The organism is Testudinibacter aquarius (assembly GCF_004342725.1).
Classification (GTDB): domain Bacteria; phylum Pseudomonadota; class Gammaproteobacteria; order Enterobacterales; family Pasteurellaceae; genus Chelonobacter; species Chelonobacter aquarius.
The window spans coordinates 41420-60163 of sequence record NZ_SMCP01000003.1 but is presented as its reverse complement, the minus strand read 5'-3'; the positions used below and the strand labels follow the sequence as shown (position 1 = coordinate 60163).

The window sequence follows — 18744 nt, the reverse complement described above, 5'->3', positions numbered from 1 at the left end:
AAATTTTATCTACGGTTAAAAATTAATCTACGATTAAAAGTACCATTTTCAACCTCCCGTTCGGAGTATATTCATGTCAAAACGTCGCGTTGTTGTTACAGGCTTAGGAATGCTGTCACCGCTTGGTAATGATGTCAACTCAACCTGGCAAAACCTTCTCGCAGGAAAGAGCGGTATCAATCTGATCGAAAATTTTGATACCACCCATCACACTACAAAATTTGCCGGTCAGGTCAAAGATTTTAATGCGGAAGCGTATATTTCACGCAAAGATGCCAAAAAAATGGATTTATTTATCCAATACGGTATTGCAGCCGGAATGCAAGCTATTGAAGATGCCGGTTTGCAAGTGACAGAACAGAATTCACAGCGTATCGGAGTGGCAATAGGATCCGGCATTGGTGGTCTTGGTTTGATTGAGGAAAATCATACCGCACTTGTCAACGGTGGACCACGCAAAGTCAGCCCGTTTTTTGTGCCGTCAACTATTGTGAATATGATTGCAGGGCATCTGTCGATTAATTATAAATTGCATGGGCCGAATATTACGATTGCAACGGCTTGTACCACGGGGGTGCATAATATTGGGCACGCTTTCCGCATAATCAGCTATGGCGATGCCGATGTGATGATTGCCGGAGGGGCGGAAAAAGCCAGCACATCGTTAGGTATTGCCGGTTTTGGCGCAGCGCGGGCGCTTTCTACCCGTAATGACAATCCACAAGCCGCAAGCCGTCCTTGGGATATTGAGCGTGATGGTTTTGTGCTGGGTGATGGCGCAGGGATTATGGTGTTGGAAGAATACGAACATGCCAAAGAGCGCGGTGCTAAAATATATGCGGAGCTGGTCGGCTTTGGTATGAGCGGTGACGGTTATCATATGACCTCTCCACCAGCGGATGGCGCCGGTGCAGCGCTGGCGATGAAGAATGCGCTACGCGATGCAGCAATTGAACCGCAGCAAATTGGCTATGTTAATGCACACGGCACTTCGACACCGGCAGGTGATATTGCTGAAGCAACTGCAATCAGCTCAGTTTTCGCAGCCAATAAAGATCAGATTCTAGTCAGCTCAACCAAATCGATGACTGGGCACTTGCTGGGTGCTGCTGGTTCGGTAGAGTCGATTTTCACGGTATTGGCGCTGCAAGATCAAATCGTGCCGCCAACCATTAATTTGGATAATCAAGATCCGAATGTCACGCTGGATCTGGTTCCAAACACTGCACGCAAAGTTGAAATGGAGTATGCGCTATGCAACTCGTTCGGCTTTGGTGGCACAAATGGTTCGTTGATTTTTAAGAAAATCTGATCGAATTCTTGCTTTTAAATCTTAATAACAAAAGTGCGGTTTTCAATTAATGCAAACCGCACTTTTGTTTTTGCCGGCAGTTTAAAAATAATCCGAATTTTGCTTGTGCCGCCTAGGTAATCTGGGTATAATCTTGCGCCTTAACAGTCACATTCCATTTTCGTTCCTTGCTTCCGCAGACTGGTGACTGGTCTATCGTCGGAGGCTGATTAACCCGTAAGGAGCAGCAGCAATGCGTCACTACGAAATCGTTTTTATGGTTCATCCGGACCAAAGCGAACAAGTACCGGGCATGATCGAGCGCTACACTGGTTCTGTTAAAGAAGCAGGTGGACAAGTTCATCGCCTAGAAGATTGGGGTCGCCGTCAATTGGCTTATCCAATCAACAAACTACATAAAGCACATTATGTGTTAATGAATGTAGAAGCACCGCAAGAAGTAATCGACGAGCTAGAAACAACTTTCCGTTACAACGACGCCGTTCTGCGTAACGCTATTATGCGTACTAAGCACGCCGTAACAGAAGCGTCCCCAATGGTTAAAGCAAAAGACGATCGTCGTGCTTCAGCCGAAGTTGACAACAACGATTATGAGGATGCGGAAGAGTAATTTAACGATTGACAATCGTTTGTCGTTGACAGGTTTTGTTGCCTCTCATCCCAAACGAAGTATCAGTCCAAGTGGTATTGAACATTGTCGCTTTGTTTTCGAACATCGTTCGCAGCAAACCGAAGCAGGTTTAGCGCGGCAAGCGTGGTGTAAAATAGCGGTATCACTGAGTGGACAACAATTAATTAAACAAACTCAAAGCATTACGGTCGGCAGTAAACTTTTAATCGTCGGTTTTATCACCACGCATAAAAGCAATAACGGACTCAGTCAGTTAGTTTTACACGCCGAGCAAATCGAATTTATAGATTAGGAGACTCGCCCTATGGCACGTTATTTCCGTCGTCGTAAGTTCTGCCGTTTCACAGCGGAAAACGTAGTTGAAATCGATTACAAAGATATCGCCACGTTGAAGAACTACATTACAGAGAGCGGCAAAATTGTTCCAAGCCGTATTACCGGTACTCGTGCGAAGTACCAACGTCAATTAGCACGCGCCATCAAACGCGCTCGTTATTTAGCGTTGTTACCGTACACTGACAACCATCAGTAATCAAGAGAGGATACGGTAATGCAAATTATTCTTTTAGATAAAGTTGTTCATTTGGGTAACGTTGGTGACCAAGTGAATGTTAAAGCCGGTTTCGCACGTAACTTCTTGATCCCTCAAGGTAAAGCAGTTATGGCAACCAAAGCTAATATTGAACATTTCGAAACTCGTCGTGCTGAGTTGGAAGCTAAAGTTGCTAAAGAGTTAGCCGAAGCGCAAGCGCGTGCAGAAAGCATCGCAGCCTTGACTAGCGTGACTATCGCTTCCAAAGCCGGTGATGAAGGTCGTTTATTCGGTTCTATCGGTACTCGTGACATCGCTGATGCGATCACGGCTGCCGGTGTTAAGGTTGAGAAAAGTGAAGTTCGTCTGTCAGAAGGTCCTCTGCGTACCACTGGCGAGCACGAAATTCGTTTCCAATTACATGGTGAAGTCTTCACTTCATTGATTGTAAACGTCATTCCTGAATAAGCCGATTATTCAACGAAAAACCCGATTGTTGCTCAAATTGAGATGGCAATCGGGTTTTTTATTACCTCATATATTCCCTTTTCATGATTAGGGTCTATAGCTCAAATTATAAACAAAGGCCAACAAACCCTATTATTCAAACACCTTTAAAATATCGATTGGCACTGTTTTTGCTTGCAAATAGTCGTGAATCGATTCAAGCACCAACGGGCTTCTGGCGCCTTGTCCCGGTTGGCGGATATAGTCTTGAAATTGCGCCAGCGTCAGCCATAGCCCACGGGTGATATCGCTGTCGTGGGGTGTTATAACACAGCAGTCGTCCAGCTCTAAAGCAAATGTAAAACGCAAAAAATCGGTTTTACTGCGTGATGCCGACCACTGGTAAATTTTGACTAATCGTTCTATTTGGGCATGTTCAATCCCGGTTTCTTCCCATAATTCACGTTGCATTCCGGCGAGCAGGCTTTCGTCTTTTTCCAAATGCCCGGCAGGTTGGTTCAGTGTCAAAATGCCGTTATCCCACTCTTCAACAAACAAAAATTTGTCTTGGCAATGTACCACGCAAGCTAGGGTGATATTGGGTTTGTGCATACGTAATATCCTTGCTATTTTACGACTAAATGAAGCCGTTGAAATAATTGAGCCCGTTCAGTTGCAGACAACGTGCGGTATTGACCGCTGCTTAAGCCGTTTAAATCAAACCCAGCAGTTTCTGCGCGAATCAGGCGCAGCGTTGGGCAACCGATATGCGCAGTCATGCGTCTGACTTGGCGATTACGGCCTTCGTGGATTTGCAGCTCCAGCCAGCAGGTAGGAATGTTTTTCCGTTGCCGAATCGGTGGAATGCGTGCCCATAATCCTGTCGGTTCGGGGATTAACCGCACTTTGGCCGGCAACGTTTTACCGTCGTTTAGCAGCACACCTTGCCGCAGCGCCAAAAGTGCGGTTTCATCGGGAATATTTTCCACCAGCACCCAATAAGTCTTTGCCAGTTTAAATTTCGGATCGGTTAAGCGGTGTTGCAATTTGCCGTTGTTGGTCAACAACAGTAGGCCTTCACTGTCGCGATCTAAACGTCCAGCCGGATAAACTGAGGGAATCGGAATATAATCTTTCAAGGTGGCTCGCTGTTGATCTGCGCTGAATTGGGTCAGCACATCAAACGGCTTATTGAATAAAACGACTGTTGTTTCGGCAAGTGATACGGCAGTTGCCGATTTTCTTGGGGCAACAGCCAATTTTTGTGCTGCTCGCACAGTACGGCGAGTGAAAGTGCGGTTAGGCGTGTTAGATTTAGCCATAATGTTAAAAAAATATTAAAAAAATTGTTAAAATGTGATGTGAATAAAAGAAATAATTTAAGAAAAACTATACTATGCGGTGGGTTGAAGATACAGTATCTTTTTAAAAATTATTTCACCAAACTATTTCACCAAGTAAATCACGGAAAGGAGTCAATATGCAAAGCAAAGTTGTGGTCCCTACACAAGGAACGAAAATTACGCTGGATAGCCCAGGGCGCTTGAATGTGCCGGACAATCCGATTATTCCGTTTATCGAAGGGGACGGCATTGGCGTTGATGTTACACCAGCGATGCGTTTGGTGTTGGACGCAGCGGTAGAAAAAGCTTATGGCGGCAAACGCAAAATCGAATGGATGGAAGTCTATACCGGTGAAAAATCGACTAAAGTGTATGGCGAAGACGAATGGTTGCCACAGGAAACATTGGATTTAATTAAAGAATACCGTGTCGCCATTAAAGGCCCGTTGACCACCCCGATCGGTGGCGGTATTCGTTCGCTTAACGTGGCGCTGCGTCAGTTGTTGGATCTGTACATCTGCTTGCGTCCGGTGCGTTATTATGAAGGCACTCCGAGCCCGTTGAAACATCCGGAATATACCGACATGGTGATTTTCCGTGAAAATTCCGAAGATATTTATGCCGGTGTCGAATGGCAGGCAGGCACGCCGGAAGCGGAAAAAGTGATTGATTTCCTGACTAAACAGATGGGCGTGACCAAAATCCGTTTTACCGAGGAGTGCGGTATCGGCATCAAACCAACTTCAAAAGCCGGTACGCAGCGCTTGGTGCGTGCTGCGATCCAGTATGCGATCGACAATGATCGTGACGTGGTGACGTTGGTGCATAAAGGCAATATTATGAAATTCACCGAAGGCGCATTCAAAAGCTGGGGCTATGAGGTGGCGAAACAGGAGTTCGGCGCAGAATTGCTGGACGGTGGTCCGTGGATGCAGTTTAAAAATCCAAAGAGCGGTAAAACCATTACTGTCAATGATGTGATTGCCGATGCATTCTTGCAGCAAATCTTGTTGCGCCCGAAAGAGTATGACGTAATCGCCACCATGAACCTGAACGGTGACTATATTTCCGATGCGTTGGCGGCGCAAGTGGGCGGCATCGGTATCGCCCCAGGCGCTAACATCGGTGACGAATGCGCGATTTTCGAAGCCACTCACGGCACTGCACCGAAATATGCCGGACAAGACAAAGTCAATCCGGGTTCCTTGATTTTGAGCGGCGAAATGATGCTACGCCATTTAGGCTGGATCGAAGCAGCGGATTTAGTGGTATCCGGTATGGAAAAAGCCATTTCCAACAAAACCGTCACCTACGATTTCGAGCGCTTAATGGACGGCGCAACGCTGCGCAAATGTTCTGAATTCGCGCAGGATATTGTCGATAATATGTAATTTTAGCTACAGAAGACAAAAGCCACAGCTTGATTAATCAGGTTGTGGCTTTAATGGGTAAGAGTAAGTATTTAATATCGCCCGATATCATAAAAAGAATTAACTGTTTTTGGCGTTGAATAAAAAAGAGAGTACGTTGATTTGATCGCAAGAAGTGAAAAAAAACGATTTTAGTAGCGGCTTTTCTCATGATACACTGTTCAACAGTTGACCAGGCAACATTAAGATAAAAACGGCATTGATGAAAAATCGAGGTATTATGATTATCAAAGAAAAAGGGTACGATGAGTATTTAGCGCAAAAAATTGCGGCTGGACGTGCTGACGTTGAAGCAGGACGAGTTTGTACACTTGCAGAGGCTCGCGTTCGGTGGCAAGCAGTGGTTGAGGAATTGGATTCTGAGATAAAGCAATTCGAACGTGATGTGGCTTATGCCTAGATTGGTATTGTCTGACAAAACCATCATTGATATTGAAGGCATTTTGAGAAATGTCAGTGAATATACAAGTTCATTGGCTTCGATTGTAAAATTAGAAGCAGAGCTCTCCGAAAAATTTGAACAGATTGCATTTTTGCCTAGAGGTTTCAAATTACAAGAAGACGGCACAAGACACGCATTTTGTCGTCGTTATCGTATTGTTTACGAATATAACGAAATCAAGGATGAAATCATCATTTTGACTGTGTTGCACAGCTTAAGAAAATATCCTTAACTTTGATGCCTTATTAAAAAAGGTGCGAATTACTCGGATCCTTTTTTGTATTGGGATTAATCTTCTACAAACCCAGCAGATACAGCAAATTCAAGCAAGTGACACCGAATACCACGCTCAATAAAGTGTTACGCAGCCAAATATAACTGGCAAGCACGACAGCTAACGCAGCGATCTCATACAGCAAAGTAGTAAAGCCACTGGATAAGGAAGTTGGGATATTCAGGCTGCTGAACAGTAAAATCAGCATAATACACAACGGTAAGCTTTGATTCAGGCTTTGTAACCAGCCGAGTTGCAGCCAGCGCTGTGGTAAAAACAACGGTAGCGCCCGACACAGGAACATCACCGACGCCATGGCGGTAACAGTCACTAAGATTGTGATGGTATTCATCTGATGTTTTCCTTAGACAGTTTTTTGCCAAGTTGCAAGTGATAGCGTATCAAAATTACCAAAATACAGCATAAAATCGCAGCTAACATCACCCAACCGGGTGCTAACAATTTGCACGCTATAAAGGCAGACAATGCGAGCAGCAATGGAAAAAGATGACGGTTCTGGCGATATTGTTCATATGCTAAAATAATAAACAGACACGGCAGGGCAAACGCCAAGTGCGGTATGGCATCGGCCAGTTCTGCTCCAAGTAAGGCGCCGATCAATGAGGCGGAAACCCAGTAAAACTGACATAAAAAATTGATTTTAGTGATATTACTTTGGCGCTGATGTTGTTCCTGAGTGGTGGCTAAAGCATAGCTTTCATCGGTGATCGAAGCCGTGGTGTACCAACGTTGCCAGCCTTTTTGGGGTAAATCGGTGTGCAGTGCCAGGGTATAAAACAGTTGGCGCAAGCTGATTAACAAGGTGCCGATCACCAGTGGTAAAAAACCGGCGGCAGAGGCAAACAGCGGTATTGCAGCATATTGCGCGGCGCCAGAATAGACCACGATGCTTAACAACACGACTAACCAAATCGGCAAACCGGCGCCAACGCCTAAAATACCATAGGCAATCCCGGCGGCATAATATCCCATGGCAATCGGCAAGGTGAGTTTGATTAAACTGCCCCAAGTATTGCTAGCAGAGGGGGTTGTATGCTTATTGGCTGTGAAGTTCATTTTGAATAGTAATTGTTATTTGACCGAGGAACCGATAGTCTAATCAAAACCTATTTTGTGATCAAGTGAACGGAGACGTTATGCAAACTGCAGTAATTTGGGGCAACCTGGCGCAAATGCCAACACGGGTTGAATTACAGCGCTATTTGCCGAATAGTTTATTGCACGCCGCTAATAGCAATAATGCCCGCAGGCAGCAACGACGACAGTGCAGTATTTTGGCGCATTTTTTGCTGGCAAAGTTGTTGGAATATTTTCAGCAGCCGTTGAGCTTGCTCCAACAGATTCAACGCACCCCAAGTGGTCGCCCTTATTTTGCCGCTGCACCGCATATTGATTTTAATATCAGCCATTCGGCAGATTGGGTGGCTGTGGTGATTTCGGTTGCAGAAAAAAGTGAAAGTGCGGTGGCGGTAGCAGTTGATATTGAAAGCCCGCAAAAAACACGCAATTTTAACGGGTTATTACGGTTTTATGCTTCGCAACCAGAACAGGATTGGTTTGCGGCACAACCGCACGCCGAAGCGGCATTTTACCGCACTTGGTGTCTGCGTGAAGCCGTGTTGAAATCGCAAGGGGTCGGCATTGTCAAACTACGTTCAGTTATTCATCGCCCCGACAGATTACAAATTGAATGTGTTTACGCACCGCAAGGCAAGCTGTTTTTTACCGACGAATTACCATTTTATCTCGCTTATTTTTTACAACAAGCAGGTGAACAGCTGCCGCAAATTTTGGTCTGGCAAAACGACATAAATTCTGCCAACTTGACAAAACAGTTCATTTATCAAGTCAATAAGGACAACATATGACAGAAAATCAGAAGAATCGTCGTCCGCTTGCAACGCGCAGTAGCCGTTGGGCGCAGGCATTAGCCAAAAACTTAGCGCAGCGCAGCATACCGACCCCGAATCAAATCTCCCTGCTCAGTATCGTAGTTGCCTTATTCGGCGGGTTATTGTTAGCATTTTCGCCCAATGCCGTCGGGCTGATTTTGGCTGCACTTTTTATCCAACTGCGCTTACTCTGTAACTTATTAGACGGCATGGTAGCCGTAGAAGGCGGCAAAAAAACGGCCAACGGTGTGCTGTATAATGAAATTCCGGATCGTATAGCGGATTCGGTGTTGATTCTGGCGTTTGCTGCAGCTGTCGGGCAGCCGTGGTTGGGCTGGCTAGGGGCTTTATTGGCGGCGCTGAGTGCTTATATCCGTTTGCTTGGTGGTTCGTTAGGCTTGGAACAACGCTTCAGCGGCCCAATGGCAAAACCGCACCGCATGGCGTTGTTGACGGCGGGGTGTTTAATCGGGGCGGTGGAATGGCAGCTATGGTACAGTCAATATGCGTTATGGTTGGCGCTGGTGTTATTGATTGTCGGCACGTTACTGACCTGTGTTTTGCGGACACGTGCCATTTCGCGTGAGTTGGAAACGCAAGCGAGGTCAACATGATTGCCTCCTTACTTGCTACGCTAACCAAACTGTTGATCGGCGCCTATCCCCATTGGCGCAATAACTTGCCCAGTGGACAACAGCGGATCTATTTTGCCAATCATACCAGCCATTTGGATACGCTGGCAATTTGGTCGTCTTTTAATGCGGAATTTCGTGCCAAAATTCGCCCGGTTGCGGCAAAAGATTATTGGGATAAGGGTGGACTGCGCGGTTTGATTGCCAAAAAAGCGCTGAATGTGGTGATGATTGATCGTGAGGGCAACAGCGATGATCCGTTGCAGCCGCTGTATACCGCACTTGAGCAAGGGGATTCGCTGATTCTTTTCCCGGAAGGCACTCGCTCTGCCGAAAGCCAACCGGCAGGGTTTAAATCAGGATTATATCACTTGCGACAGCGTTATCCGCAAGTGGAGCTGGTGCCGATTTATCTGGATAACACTGGTCGCAGTTTGCCGAAAGGTGCATTTTTACCGCTGCCGTTTACCTGCTCGGTCACTTTTGGCGAGCCGTTACAGGTTGATGTAAAATGGGATAAAGCCGAGTTCTTACACCAAGCCAGACAAGCGGTGATCGCCTTGTCACAACCTTTGCCGCAATCAGCAAAATAGGAGCTGCCGATGTTGAATTTTTTAAGTGAAGCCGTGAACAGCATTCCGAGCAAATTTTGGTGGGTGCTGAGCGGGATGTTGGCATTATTGCTGATTGCAACCGTTATCGGACGTTGGCTGGCGTATAAAAAAAGCGGTGATGTGATCGATAACCTGAACCATCGGATTAATGCCTGGTGGGGGATGGTGGCGATTTTAGTGCTGTGCTTTATTTTTGGTAAAGTGGCAACGTTGGTGTTATACGGTTTGCTCTCGTTTTTCGCCCTGCGCGAATTTATCACCCTGACGCCGACCCGTCGTGCCGATTATTGGGCGCTGGTGTTCTGTTTTTATGTCGCCATTCCACTGCAATATTGGTTGATCGGCATTGAATGGTACGGACTGTTTGTGATGTGCTTGCCGGTGTACGGCTTTTTGATTCTGCCGGCAATTCAGGCGTTATCCGGCGATACGCAGGCCTTTTTTGAGCGCACCACCAAAATCCAGTGGGGCATGATGTTGACGATTTATTGCCTCAGTTACGCACCGGCACTGTTATTGTTACAGAACTTGGAGTTTCAGGGGCAAGGCTTGTTGCTGTTGATGTATCTGTTAATTGTGGTGCAGTTGAGTGATGTATTTCAATATGTGGTCGGTAAATTGTTCGGCAAACATAAATTGGCACCGAATGTCAGCCCGAGCAAAACAGTAGAAGGCTTGTTCGGTGGTGGTGCGATTGCGGTGGCGATCGGTACCGCACTTTGGTGGATCACGCCGTTCAGTATCGGCTATGCTGCGCTGTTTTCGTTAGTGATAGTGATTTGTGGCTTTCTTGGTGGTTTGTCGCTGTCAGCTGTCAAACGCAGCATGGGCGCCAAAGATTGGGGCACGATGATTTCCGGTCACGGTGGCATTATGGATCGCATTGATTCAGTGCTGTTTGCCGCACCGGTATTTTTCCATCTGGTGCGTTATACCTATTTTTAACACTCTGTTTAAGACGCTCAAGCGCATATACTAAAAAGTGCGGTCAAATCATCAGACTTGACCGCACTTTATGCTTTAAGGCTTAAAGAGATTACGCCAGCAGTTTATTGATGCGTTTGATAAATGCTGTCGGGTTCTCCAAGGCACCACGTTCGGATAGCATCGCTTGGTCGAACAGCAGCTCGACCCATTCGCCAAAGGCATTCTCATCGGCAGTATCTGCGGTTTTCTTGACCAGCGGATGCTCAGGATTCAACTCAAACGTATATTTCACTTCCGGTACCGGTTGTCCGGCGGCGGCGAACAGTTTTGCCATTTGCGTGGTCATTTGATCGTTGTCGGTGGAGACAATCGCTGGGGTATCGCTCAGGCGATGAGTCAAACGCACCTCTTTTACCCGCTCGCCCAAGTAGCCTTTCACCCGCTCGATAAATGAACCGAAGTTTTTATCCTGCTCTTTTTGTGCTTCTTCTTGCGCTTTATCGGCCAGATCGCCCAGATCCAAATCGGACTTGGTCACCGATTGCAGCGGTTTGCCGTCAAATTCGTTGAAATAGCCCAATGCCCACTCGTCAATCCGGTCGGACAGCAGCAAAACTTCGATGCCTTTTTTATTAAACAGTTCCAAGTGCGGACTGTTTTTGGCGGCGATGTAGCTGTCGGCGGTGATGTAATAAATGGCTTTCTGCCCCTCTTTCATGCGTGCAACGTAGTCTTGCAATGAGACGTTTTGCTCGCTGCTGTCGTTGTGAGTGGAAGCAAAGCGCAGCAGTTTAGCCACTTCTTGCTGATTGGTGTGATCTTCCGCCAATCCCTCTTTCAGCACCAAGCCGAACTCTTGCCAGAAGTTTTGGTATTTTTGTTTATCTTCATCTTTTGCCAATTTTTCAATCATGCCCAAGGCACGTTTGGTCAGGGCTTTGCGCAGCGCAGCGGTGACTTTGTTGTCTTGCAACAGTTCACGCGACACGTTCAGCGGCAGATCGTTGGAATCGATCAAGCCTTTGACGAAACGCAGGTAGTTCGGCATAAATTGTTCGGCATCGTCCATAATAAACACCCGTTGCACATACAGCTTCAAGCCGTGTTTATGTTCGCGGTTGAACAGATCCCAAGGCGCTTTGGTCGGCAGATACAGCAGGCTGGTGTACTCTTGTTTGCCTTCGACGCGATTGTGCGCCCACAGCAGCGGATCGCTGAAATCGTGGCTGAGATGCTTGTAGAACTCTTGATATTCTTCGTCGCTGATCTCGGTTTTATTGCGGGTCCACAACGCTTGTGCTTTGTTGATTTTTTCCCATTTTACGCCGCTTTCTTTGCCTTCATCATCGAACTCTTTGACCAGTAGCTCGACCGGCAGATCAATATGATCGGAATATTTGCTGATGATTTGACGCAAGCGCCAGTCGTCTAAAAACTCTTTTTCATCTTCGCGTAAGTGTAAGGTGATTTCGGTGCCGCGATCGGCTTTTTCGATATCGGCGACGTCATATTCGCCTTCGCCGGCAGACTGCCACAACACGCCCTGAACCGCACTTTCCCCGGCGGCACGGCTTTTCACCGTGACTTTGTCGGCAACGATAAAGGCAGAGTAGAAACCGACCCCGAATTGTCCGATCAATTTGCTGTCTTTGGCTTGATCCCCCCCCAAGCTGTTAAGAAATTCTTTGGTGCCGGATTTGGCAATTGTGCCCAGGTGATCGATGATTTGCTCACGGTTCATGCCGATGCCGTTATCGCTGATGGTCAAGGTGCCTTTGTCTTTGTCGGCGCTGACCCGCACTTTCAGATCGCCGTCGCCTTCGTATAATTCCGGGGCGGACAGAGCTTTGAAGCGCAATTTATCCGCTGCGTCGGAGGCGTTGGAAATCAGCTCGCGCAGGAAAATTTCTTTATTGGAATAGAGGGAGTGAATCATCAGTTGCAGTAACTGTTTGACTTCAGATTGAAAACCACGGGTTTCTTGATTATTGCTCATTGTTGTTTCCTATTTTTCTTTAGTTAAACAAAATTTGGTTAGGATTAGATATGGGAGCGGTTGGGGGGATTTCAAGGGGAAAAGTGCGGTTTGGTTTGATTTACACTTTTCGTTTAAAATTTAACTATCGGGTTTCGCCGATGGTGACTTACTTTTTTGATTCACAAAATCATAAATGATTTTGTTCACCCTACGGGTCGTTGCCAAAGGCAACGCTCAAAAGCTATCGCTTTTGTGCTTGTACAAAAAAGTAGGCAAAAGAAAGCACACCCTAATGAACTGCTGATCTTCGCTTAGTGTGAATTTGCTTAACGGAAAATTTTTAATGCGCCTGCTTCGCAGGCAGACTCGCTGCGCTCAAACAAAAAAATTTCCCTACAAATGTCACACACGCTCAGGCAGTTCATGAGGGAACCCGAAGAACACGACGCAGAATACAAGATTTTAATTGTGACGGAAGTATTGCCCTAAATGTAGGGGCGCATTGAATGCGCCCAAGATATAACGACTTAATTATAAATAGAAAAATCAAAGTGCGGTGCGGTTGGTTTTCAATTCCCCATCTGTAGTGCCTGAGCGTTTGCGTGAAGATTTCAAGGTCAATTTGTTGTGTCCGGAGCCTGCGTAGCAGGCAAGTTTACAAATTGACCGTAGAAATTAGCAAAGGCGAAGATCAGCACTACAACTGGGGTGTATTTTTTTGCTTACTTTTTTTGTACAAGCACAAAAGCGATAGCTTTTGAGCGTTGCCTTTGGCAACGACCCGTAGGGTGAACAAAATCATTTATGATTTTGTGAATCAAAAAAGTAAGTCGCCATCGGCGAAACTCGATAGTTAAATTTTAAATGAATGAAAAAAAGAAAGTGCGGTATAACCCAAGTTCAAACCGCACTTTGTGGCTTTTATACGTTTTCCAAGTACCAACCGCCGTCCTGTTCAATATGTAGCAGGTTGGTATGGAAGCGTTTCAACGTAGAGCGATGGCCGACGCTGATCACGGTGCTGTTTGGCAGTTCTTGCAGCAGTAGGCGATACATTGCGTCTTCCAAGCCTTCATCCATACTGGCGCTGGCTTCGTCTAAAAAGATAATTTGCGGTTTGTTCAATAATACCCGGGCAAACGCAATGCGTTGTTGTTCGCCCAACGACAGAATTTGGCTCCACTCCTCATTGCGGGTCAGTTTTTCGCTCAAATGTGCTAATGCGACTTTCTGTAACACTGCTTCCTCATGTTGATAATCGGCTTTTTCCGGCGCTTCATTGGGGTAATATAATGCAGCCAATAAGCTGCCTTGCGGCAAATACGGTTTTTGTGACAGGAACAGCGCATTGCTTGGTGTCGCGATTTCACCGTCGGCGTATGCCCATAACCCGGCAAAGGTTCGTAACAACGTGGTTTTACCGACACCAGAAGGACCTTGAATCAGCAAACGGCTATCTGGTCGGAGATCGAGGGTTAATTGCTTGATTAACGTGGTGTACGTCGGGGTCTTCACTGTTAAATTGCTGACTTGCAAGCGATCCGAATGTTCGTGAATGGTCGGCATTGGCAATTGCTCAGCGCTGCGCATGGCACTGTTAAAGCCGGTCAGACGATCCAATGTGGCTTTATACGAGGCAAAATTGTCATATGAATTGCGGAAAAAGGAGAGGGCGCTGTCCAATTGACCGAATACATTGGCGGTTTGCATTAAATCGCCTAACGAAATTTGTTGGCTAAAAAAGCGACCGGCTTGAATCAGAAATGGAAAAATCACCGAGGTTTGGCTGACCACAAAGTTGAAACCAGAGAATTTCAGGGTTCGATACACAATCTGCCAAACATTGGCAATCACTTGATCAAACTGGTTCAGCAAAATATTGCGCTCAGTTTTTTCGCCCTTATAAAATGCAATGCTTTCGGCATATTCTTTGATTCGAATCAGCGAATAGCGGTAGTTTGCATTCAATTTTTCACTCAAAAAATTTAAGTTAATCAATGGACGTCCGATTTTAAAAGCAAACAGTGAGGCGATTAAGACGTAGCTAAACGAGATAAACACCATGCCGTGCGGAATCTCGACGTTAAAGACCGAGAGTGGCCCTGATAGGTTCCATAGGATCAAGGTGAATGCCACAATGGAGGTAATTGCGCTGATCAATCCGGTGGAAAAACTGAGTGTGCTGGCGACAAAAGATTGAATATCTTGTTGAATCCGTTGATCGGGGTTATCGAGTTGGTTGTAGCTGTATTGGGTTTTATAATAAGTGCGGTTTGCCGTCCATCGATCAATAAATCGCTGATTTAATTTAATGCGCCATTGAATAATAAAACGTTGTGATAAATAAAAATTGGTTAAACTGAGTACAATATGAATGCTTGCTAACACAGTAAACAATGCAATTGAACTCCAGAACGTATTCACATTCATTTCTTGCAATGCGGTGTACATCGTATTGTACCAATTCGAAAACAACACGCTCAAGCGCACCGCCATTAATGACAGCAGCACAATGACCATAAAGAGAATAATGGCTTTCAGATTGTTTTTAAGATCAATATAATCCGCCGTCAATTGCCAAAATTGCTTGCCCCAACGGCTGAATTTGATCAGCAACATGGTGAGGATGATTAAAAACAAAAAGCTGCCAAAAAAAGCCTGAGCCAACCAGAGCGCCGAGTCAAAAAGTTCTTGTCGTAAATTCATAAAAATCCAGATTTAACATATAGTAAGCATTTGATTCTCAAATGGTGAAAAAGTTTAACAAAAAGCTAAAATTTTTCTGTAAAAAATATTGAGTTTGTTTTAAAAGTTTGCACTATAACAAACTTTTAGCCAGACAACACGAGTATAATAGCGCCAGTTCATTTTTATAAATAATCTATAGGAGATGTTATGAGTGATATTGCTATCACGATTAGCCTACTGGCTTTGGTTGCCGTGATCGGATTGTGGTTGGGGCATTTAAAGATCAGAGGGATTGGAATCGGTATCGGTGGGGTGTTGTTCGGCGGAATTTTGGTCGGACATTTCACCTATAAATATGGGTTGACCCTCGAATCTCATACCCTGCACTTTATTCAGGAATTCGGCTTGATCCTGTTTGTGTACACAATCGGGATTCAAGTTGGTCCCGGCTTTTTTGCTTCATTGCGGCAATCTGGGCTGAAACTGAATCTGTTTGCGTTGATGATTGTGTTGCTGGGCGCACTGCTGGTGGTTGTGTTGCACCTATTGTTTGGTGTTGAATTGCCGATTATTCTCGGGATTTTCTCTGGCGCGGTGACCAACACCCCGTCTTTAGGGGCCGGGCAGCAAATTCTGGCAGAGCTGGGCATGACCAACATCACCGAAACCATGGGGATGGCATATGCAATTGCTTATCCGTTTGGGATCTGCGGTATTCTATTGGCGATTTGGCTGATTCGCTTGTTCTTCAAGATTAAAATTGATGAGGAACACCGACAGTTTGAAAAAGAGTCGGGGCATGACAAAGAAAGCCTCAGCAGCTTGAATGTGAAGCTGAGCAATCCGAACATCAGCGGTTTAAAAATTCGCGATATTCCAGGATTCGAAGCCAAAAATGTGCTGTGTTCCCGTTTAAAACGTGGTGATGAGTTGATCGTGCCGCATGCGGATACACAAGTGGAGTTGGGCGATATTATGCACTTGGTCGGTGATATGCCGGATTTGCATCGAGTGCAGTTGGTGGTGGGCGAAATTGTGAAAGAGTCGCTTTCTACGCGTGGTACGGAATTGCGTTCTGTACGGGTGGTGGTCACTAACGAACAGGCGCTGGGTAAAAAAATTCGTGATCTGAAAATAAAACAGAAATACGAAGTGGTGATTTCACGTTTAAACCGTGCCGGGATTGAGTTGGTGCCAACCAGCAATACCAGTTTGCAATTCGGGGATGTGTTGAATTTGGTCGGACGTCTCGACGCCATCGAAGCCGTAACCGCAGTGATCGGTAATGCGCAGCAAAAATTACAACAGGTGCAAATGCTACCGGTGTTTATCGGGATTCTGTTGGGCGTGCTAGTCGGATCGATTCCAATCGCTCTGCCGGGCTTCCCGGTTGCCTTAAAATTGGGCTTGGCGGGTGGGCCGTTAGTGGTGGCGCTTATTTTGGCGCGAATCGGCAGCATCGGCAAACTTTACTGGTTTATGCCACCGAGTGCCAATCTGGCATTGCGTGAAATCGGGATAGTCCTCTTCTTATCGGTAGTCGGCTTAAAAGCCGGTGCACACTTCCTCGACACCTTGTTAAGCGGTAGTGGCATGGAGTGGATGATGTATGGCGCCATTATTACCTTTATTCCGTTGATGGTCACCGGGGTCATCGCCCGCATCTACGGCAAAATGAACTACCTTACCTTAAGCGGACTGCTCGCCGGCTCCATGACCGATCCACCGGCATTGGCATTTGCCAACGGCATCAAAGAGAATAGTGGAGCCGCCGCCCTCTCTTACGCAACCGTCTATCCACTGGTGATGTTTATGCGCATCATCTCACCACAAGTGCTGGCTGTCTTACTGTTGTTGTTTGCGAAGTGATGAGGGAAGGTGTTTTATGGTTGTCAAAGTACGGTTTTGTTATTCATCAATAAATAGCAATAGATAATAAAACACCGCAGCATTAATGCTGCGGTGAATTTTTAAGGGATGTAAGACGTTATAGTAATAACATTATTCCAGCAATCCGGCACTTTGTAGTGCAGCAGTCACGATCGGTTGGGCTTGTTCGCTCAATACGGTCAGCGGCAGGCGCAGGAATGGGTTGCTGATTAAGCCGATTTTGTAACATGCCCATTTGACCGGAATCGGGTTGGATTCGACAAATAAGTCTTTGTGCAGTGGCATTAAGCGGTTGTTGATTTCATCGGCTTGGGCAAAATCACCGTTGAGGGCGAAGTGGCACATTTTTGCCATGTCGGCGGCGGCAACGTTGTTGGTGACGGAGATCACGCCTTCGCCGCCCGCTTTCATTGCTTCTAGACCGGTGGCGTCATCGCCGCTCAGTACGATGAAATCTTCTCCTGCCAATGCTTTAATGGTTGTAACCCGGCTGACGTCACCAGTGGCTTCTTTGATGCCGACGATATTTGGGATTTTTGCTAGGCGGGCAACAGTTTCTGGTTTCAGATCGCTGCCGGTGCGTCCCGGTACGTTGTACAGAATTTGTGGTAGGTCGGTGCTTTCGGCAATCGCTTTAAAGTGTTGGAACATGCCTTCTTGGGTTGGTTTGTTGTAGTAAGGCACCACTGATAGACAACCAGTAACACCGCTGCCGTGCAGTAGTTTGGTCATGGTGATCGCTTCGCTGGTGGCGTTGGCGCCTGTGCCGGCAATAATTGGAATTCGTCCTGCTGCATATTCCACGGTCTTCAATATAACCTTTACATTTTCATCAATGCTGAGTGTGGCGGATTCACCGGTGGTGCCGACGGAAACGATGGCATCGGTTCCGGCTTCAATATGGAAATTGACAAGGGCTTCCAATTCGCTGTAATTGACTTCTCCGGCACTATCCATTGGGGTGACTAAGGCAACGATACTGCCTGAAAATAGAGGGTTGCTGGCCGACATAAAACTTCTCCTGTAGATTTTCTGTTGGTTTTATTGATGAAAATTTTAACTTAGATTGCCAAAATGACGACAGTTTGCAAGTGCTTTTTCTATTTTCCTGCATATAAATCAAAAAAAGTGAAAAAAGTGTGCTTTAGTGATAAATTTGAACAACATAAAATGGAAAAAATAAGGAGAAAGTAATGTTATCTATCTTAAAGTGCGGTACGTTGGCACCAGAGTTCAGCCTGTTGAATCAAGACGCGGAGAGCGTGAAGCTGTCTGATTTTCGAGGGCGTAAAGTACTGGTTTATTTTTACCCGAAAGCCTTGACACCAGGTTGCACTACGCAAGCCTGTGATCTGCGCGATAATAAAGCAGAATTGGCGCAGCTAGGCGTAGTAATTCTGGGAGTTAGCCCGGATTTACCGGCGAAATTACACAATTTTGTTGAGAAAAAAGCACTGAATTTTACCTTGTTGTCCGATCCTGATCATCAAGTTGCCGAGCAATTCGGCGTGTGGGGTGAGAAAAAATTTATGGGACGTACTTATGACGGAATCCATCGGATCAGTTTTTTGATTGATGAAAACGGTGTGATTGAGCAGGTGTTTGATCAATTTAAAACCAAAGATCATGCTCAGCTGGTGTTGGATTATCTGCAAAAATAGCGACAAGCAAGCAGCCTGCCGCCGTTAGCG

General features: G+C 46.0%; 21 protein-coding genes. 14 read left to right on the top strand and 7 right to left on the bottom strand.

Going from position 1 to position 18744, the window contains the following annotated elements; genetic code table 11:
• Positions 1-73 precede the first annotated feature (73 nt).
• From fabF to rplI, 5 genes are all read left to right on the top strand, one after another.
• Positions 74-1312, top strand: a complete 1239-nt coding sequence (gene fabF / locus EDC16_RS03770) for a beta-ketoacyl-ACP synthase II (protein ID WP_132965568.1) — start codon at positions 74-76, stop codon at positions 1310-1312.
• Between the two features lie 232 nt (positions 1313-1544).
• Positions 1545-1922 carry a 30S ribosomal protein S6 gene (rpsF, locus tag EDC16_RS03765; RefSeq protein WP_132965566.1) on the top strand — a complete coding sequence of 126 codons (378 nt, stop codon included), beginning with the start codon at positions 1545-1547 and terminating at the stop codon, positions 1920-1922.
• Positions 1909-2235, top strand: coding sequence for a primosomal replication protein N (priB, locus tag EDC16_RS03760; protein ID WP_132965564.1), 327 nt, complete (start codon positions 1909-1911; stop codon positions 2233-2235). The genes rpsF and priB overlap by 14 nt, the downstream gene beginning before the upstream one ends.
• A 12-nt stretch (positions 2236-2247) precedes the next feature.
• Entirely contained in the window at positions 2248-2475 is a 228-nt protein-coding gene (gene rpsR, locus EDC16_RS03755) for a 30S ribosomal protein S18 (protein ID WP_005759927.1), read from the top strand.
• An 18-nt stretch (positions 2476-2493) separates the two neighbouring features.
• Positions 2494-2943: a 50S ribosomal protein L9 gene (gene rplI, locus EDC16_RS03750; RefSeq protein WP_132965562.1), complete on the top strand. Its 450-nt coding sequence runs from the start codon at positions 2494-2496 to the stop codon at positions 2941-2943.
• A gap of 132 nt (positions 2944-3075) precedes the next feature.
• On the opposite strand, the gene EDC16_RS03745 is transcribed toward rplI, so the two are convergent.
• Entirely contained in the window at positions 3076-3534 is a 459-nt protein-coding gene (locus tag EDC16_RS03745; RefSeq protein ID WP_132965560.1) for an NUDIX domain-containing protein, read from the bottom strand.
• Between the two features lie 14 nt (positions 3535-3548).
• Positions 3549-4244: a pseudouridine synthase gene (locus EDC16_RS03740; protein WP_132965558.1), complete on the bottom strand. Its 696-nt coding sequence runs from the start codon at positions 4242-4244 to the stop codon at positions 3549-3551.
• A gap of 158 nt (positions 4245-4402) precedes the next feature.
• Here EDC16_RS03740 and icd point away from each other — a divergent pair, with 158 nt between their 5' ends.
• From icd to EDC16_RS03725, 3 genes are all read left to right on the top strand, one after another.
• A complete protein-coding gene (icd, locus tag EDC16_RS03735; protein ID WP_132965556.1) occupies positions 4403-5656 on the top strand; it encodes an NADP-dependent isocitrate dehydrogenase in 1254 nt (417 codons plus the stop codon).
• 241 nt (positions 5657-5897) lie between these two features.
• On the top strand, positions 5898-6095 hold the full coding sequence (locus EDC16_RS03730) for a hypothetical protein (RefSeq protein ID WP_232517297.1): 198 nt from the start codon (positions 5898-5900) through the stop codon (positions 6093-6095).
• Positions 6088-6369 (top strand): type II toxin-antitoxin system RelE/ParE family toxin, encoded by a 282-nt coding sequence (locus tag EDC16_RS03725; RefSeq protein ID WP_132965554.1) that lies wholly within the window; start codon positions 6088-6090, stop codon positions 6367-6369. The genes EDC16_RS03730 and EDC16_RS03725 overlap by 8 nt, the downstream gene beginning before the upstream one ends.
• A gap of 64 nt (positions 6370-6433) precedes the next feature.
• On the opposite strand, the gene EDC16_RS03720 is transcribed toward EDC16_RS03725, so the two are convergent.
• Positions 6434-6763 carry an AzlD domain-containing protein gene (locus EDC16_RS03720; RefSeq protein WP_132965552.1) on the bottom strand — a complete coding sequence of 110 codons (330 nt, stop codon included), beginning with the start codon at positions 6761-6763 and terminating at the stop codon, positions 6434-6436.
• On the bottom strand, positions 6760-7488 hold the full coding sequence (locus tag EDC16_RS03715) for an AzlC family ABC transporter permease (protein WP_132965551.1): 729 nt from the start codon (positions 7486-7488) through the stop codon (positions 6760-6762). The genes EDC16_RS03720 and EDC16_RS03715 overlap by 4 nt, the downstream gene beginning before the upstream one ends.
• A gap of 80 nt (positions 7489-7568) precedes the next feature.
• On the opposite strand from EDC16_RS03715, the gene EDC16_RS03710 reads away from it, so the two are divergent.
• The 4 genes from EDC16_RS03710 to EDC16_RS03695 are packed head-to-tail and all read left to right on the top strand — an operon-like array spanning position 7569 to position 10515.
• Entirely contained in the window at positions 7569-8300 is a 732-nt protein-coding gene (locus tag EDC16_RS03710) for a 4'-phosphopantetheinyl transferase family protein (RefSeq protein ID WP_132965549.1), read from the top strand.
• Positions 8297-8938 carry a CDP-alcohol phosphatidyltransferase family protein gene (locus tag EDC16_RS03705; protein WP_132965547.1) on the top strand — a complete coding sequence of 214 codons (642 nt, stop codon included), beginning with the start codon at positions 8297-8299 and terminating at the stop codon, positions 8936-8938. The genes EDC16_RS03710 and EDC16_RS03705 overlap by 4 nt, the downstream gene beginning before the upstream one ends.
• Entirely contained in the window at positions 8935-9549 is a 615-nt protein-coding gene (locus EDC16_RS03700) for a lysophospholipid acyltransferase family protein (RefSeq protein WP_132965545.1), read from the top strand. The genes EDC16_RS03705 and EDC16_RS03700 overlap by 4 nt, the downstream gene beginning before the upstream one ends.
• 9 nt (positions 9550-9558) lie before the next feature.
• Positions 9559-10515: a phosphatidate cytidylyltransferase gene (locus EDC16_RS03695; protein ID WP_132965543.1), complete on the top strand. Its 957-nt coding sequence runs from the start codon at positions 9559-9561 to the stop codon at positions 10513-10515.
• Positions 10516-10606: 91 nt separating this feature from the next.
• Here EDC16_RS03695 and htpG read toward each other — a convergent pair whose 3' ends face one another.
• Together htpG and EDC16_RS03685 are read right to left on the bottom strand one after the other, a co-directional pair.
• On the bottom strand, positions 10607-12493 hold the full coding sequence (gene htpG / locus EDC16_RS03690; protein ID WP_132965541.1) for a molecular chaperone HtpG: 1887 nt from the start codon (positions 12491-12493) through the stop codon (positions 10607-10609).
• Positions 12494-13396: 903 nt separating this feature from the next.
• Positions 13397-15181, bottom strand: coding sequence for an ABC transporter ATP-binding protein/permease (locus EDC16_RS03685; protein WP_132965539.1), 1785 nt, complete (start codon positions 15179-15181; stop codon positions 13397-13399).
• Positions 15182-15370: 189 nt separating this feature from the next.
• On the opposite strand from EDC16_RS03685, the gene EDC16_RS03680 reads away from it, so the two are divergent.
• Positions 15371-17032, top strand: a complete 1662-nt coding sequence (locus EDC16_RS03680) for a putative transporter (protein ID WP_132965537.1) — start codon at positions 15371-15373, stop codon at positions 17030-17032.
• A gap of 132 nt (positions 17033-17164) precedes the next feature.
• Here the strand turns inward: EDC16_RS03680 and dapA are convergent, their stop codons facing one another.
• Positions 17165-18064 (bottom strand): 4-hydroxy-tetrahydrodipicolinate synthase, encoded by a 900-nt coding sequence (dapA, locus tag EDC16_RS03675; RefSeq protein ID WP_132965535.1) that lies wholly within the window; start codon positions 18062-18064, stop codon positions 17165-17167.
• 182 nt (positions 18065-18246) lie between these two features.
• On the opposite strand from dapA, the gene bcp reads away from it, so the two are divergent.
• Entirely contained in the window at positions 18247-18714 is a 468-nt protein-coding gene (gene bcp / locus EDC16_RS03670) for a thioredoxin-dependent thiol peroxidase (protein WP_132965533.1), read from the top strand.
• Positions 18715-18744 lie beyond the last annotated feature (30 nt).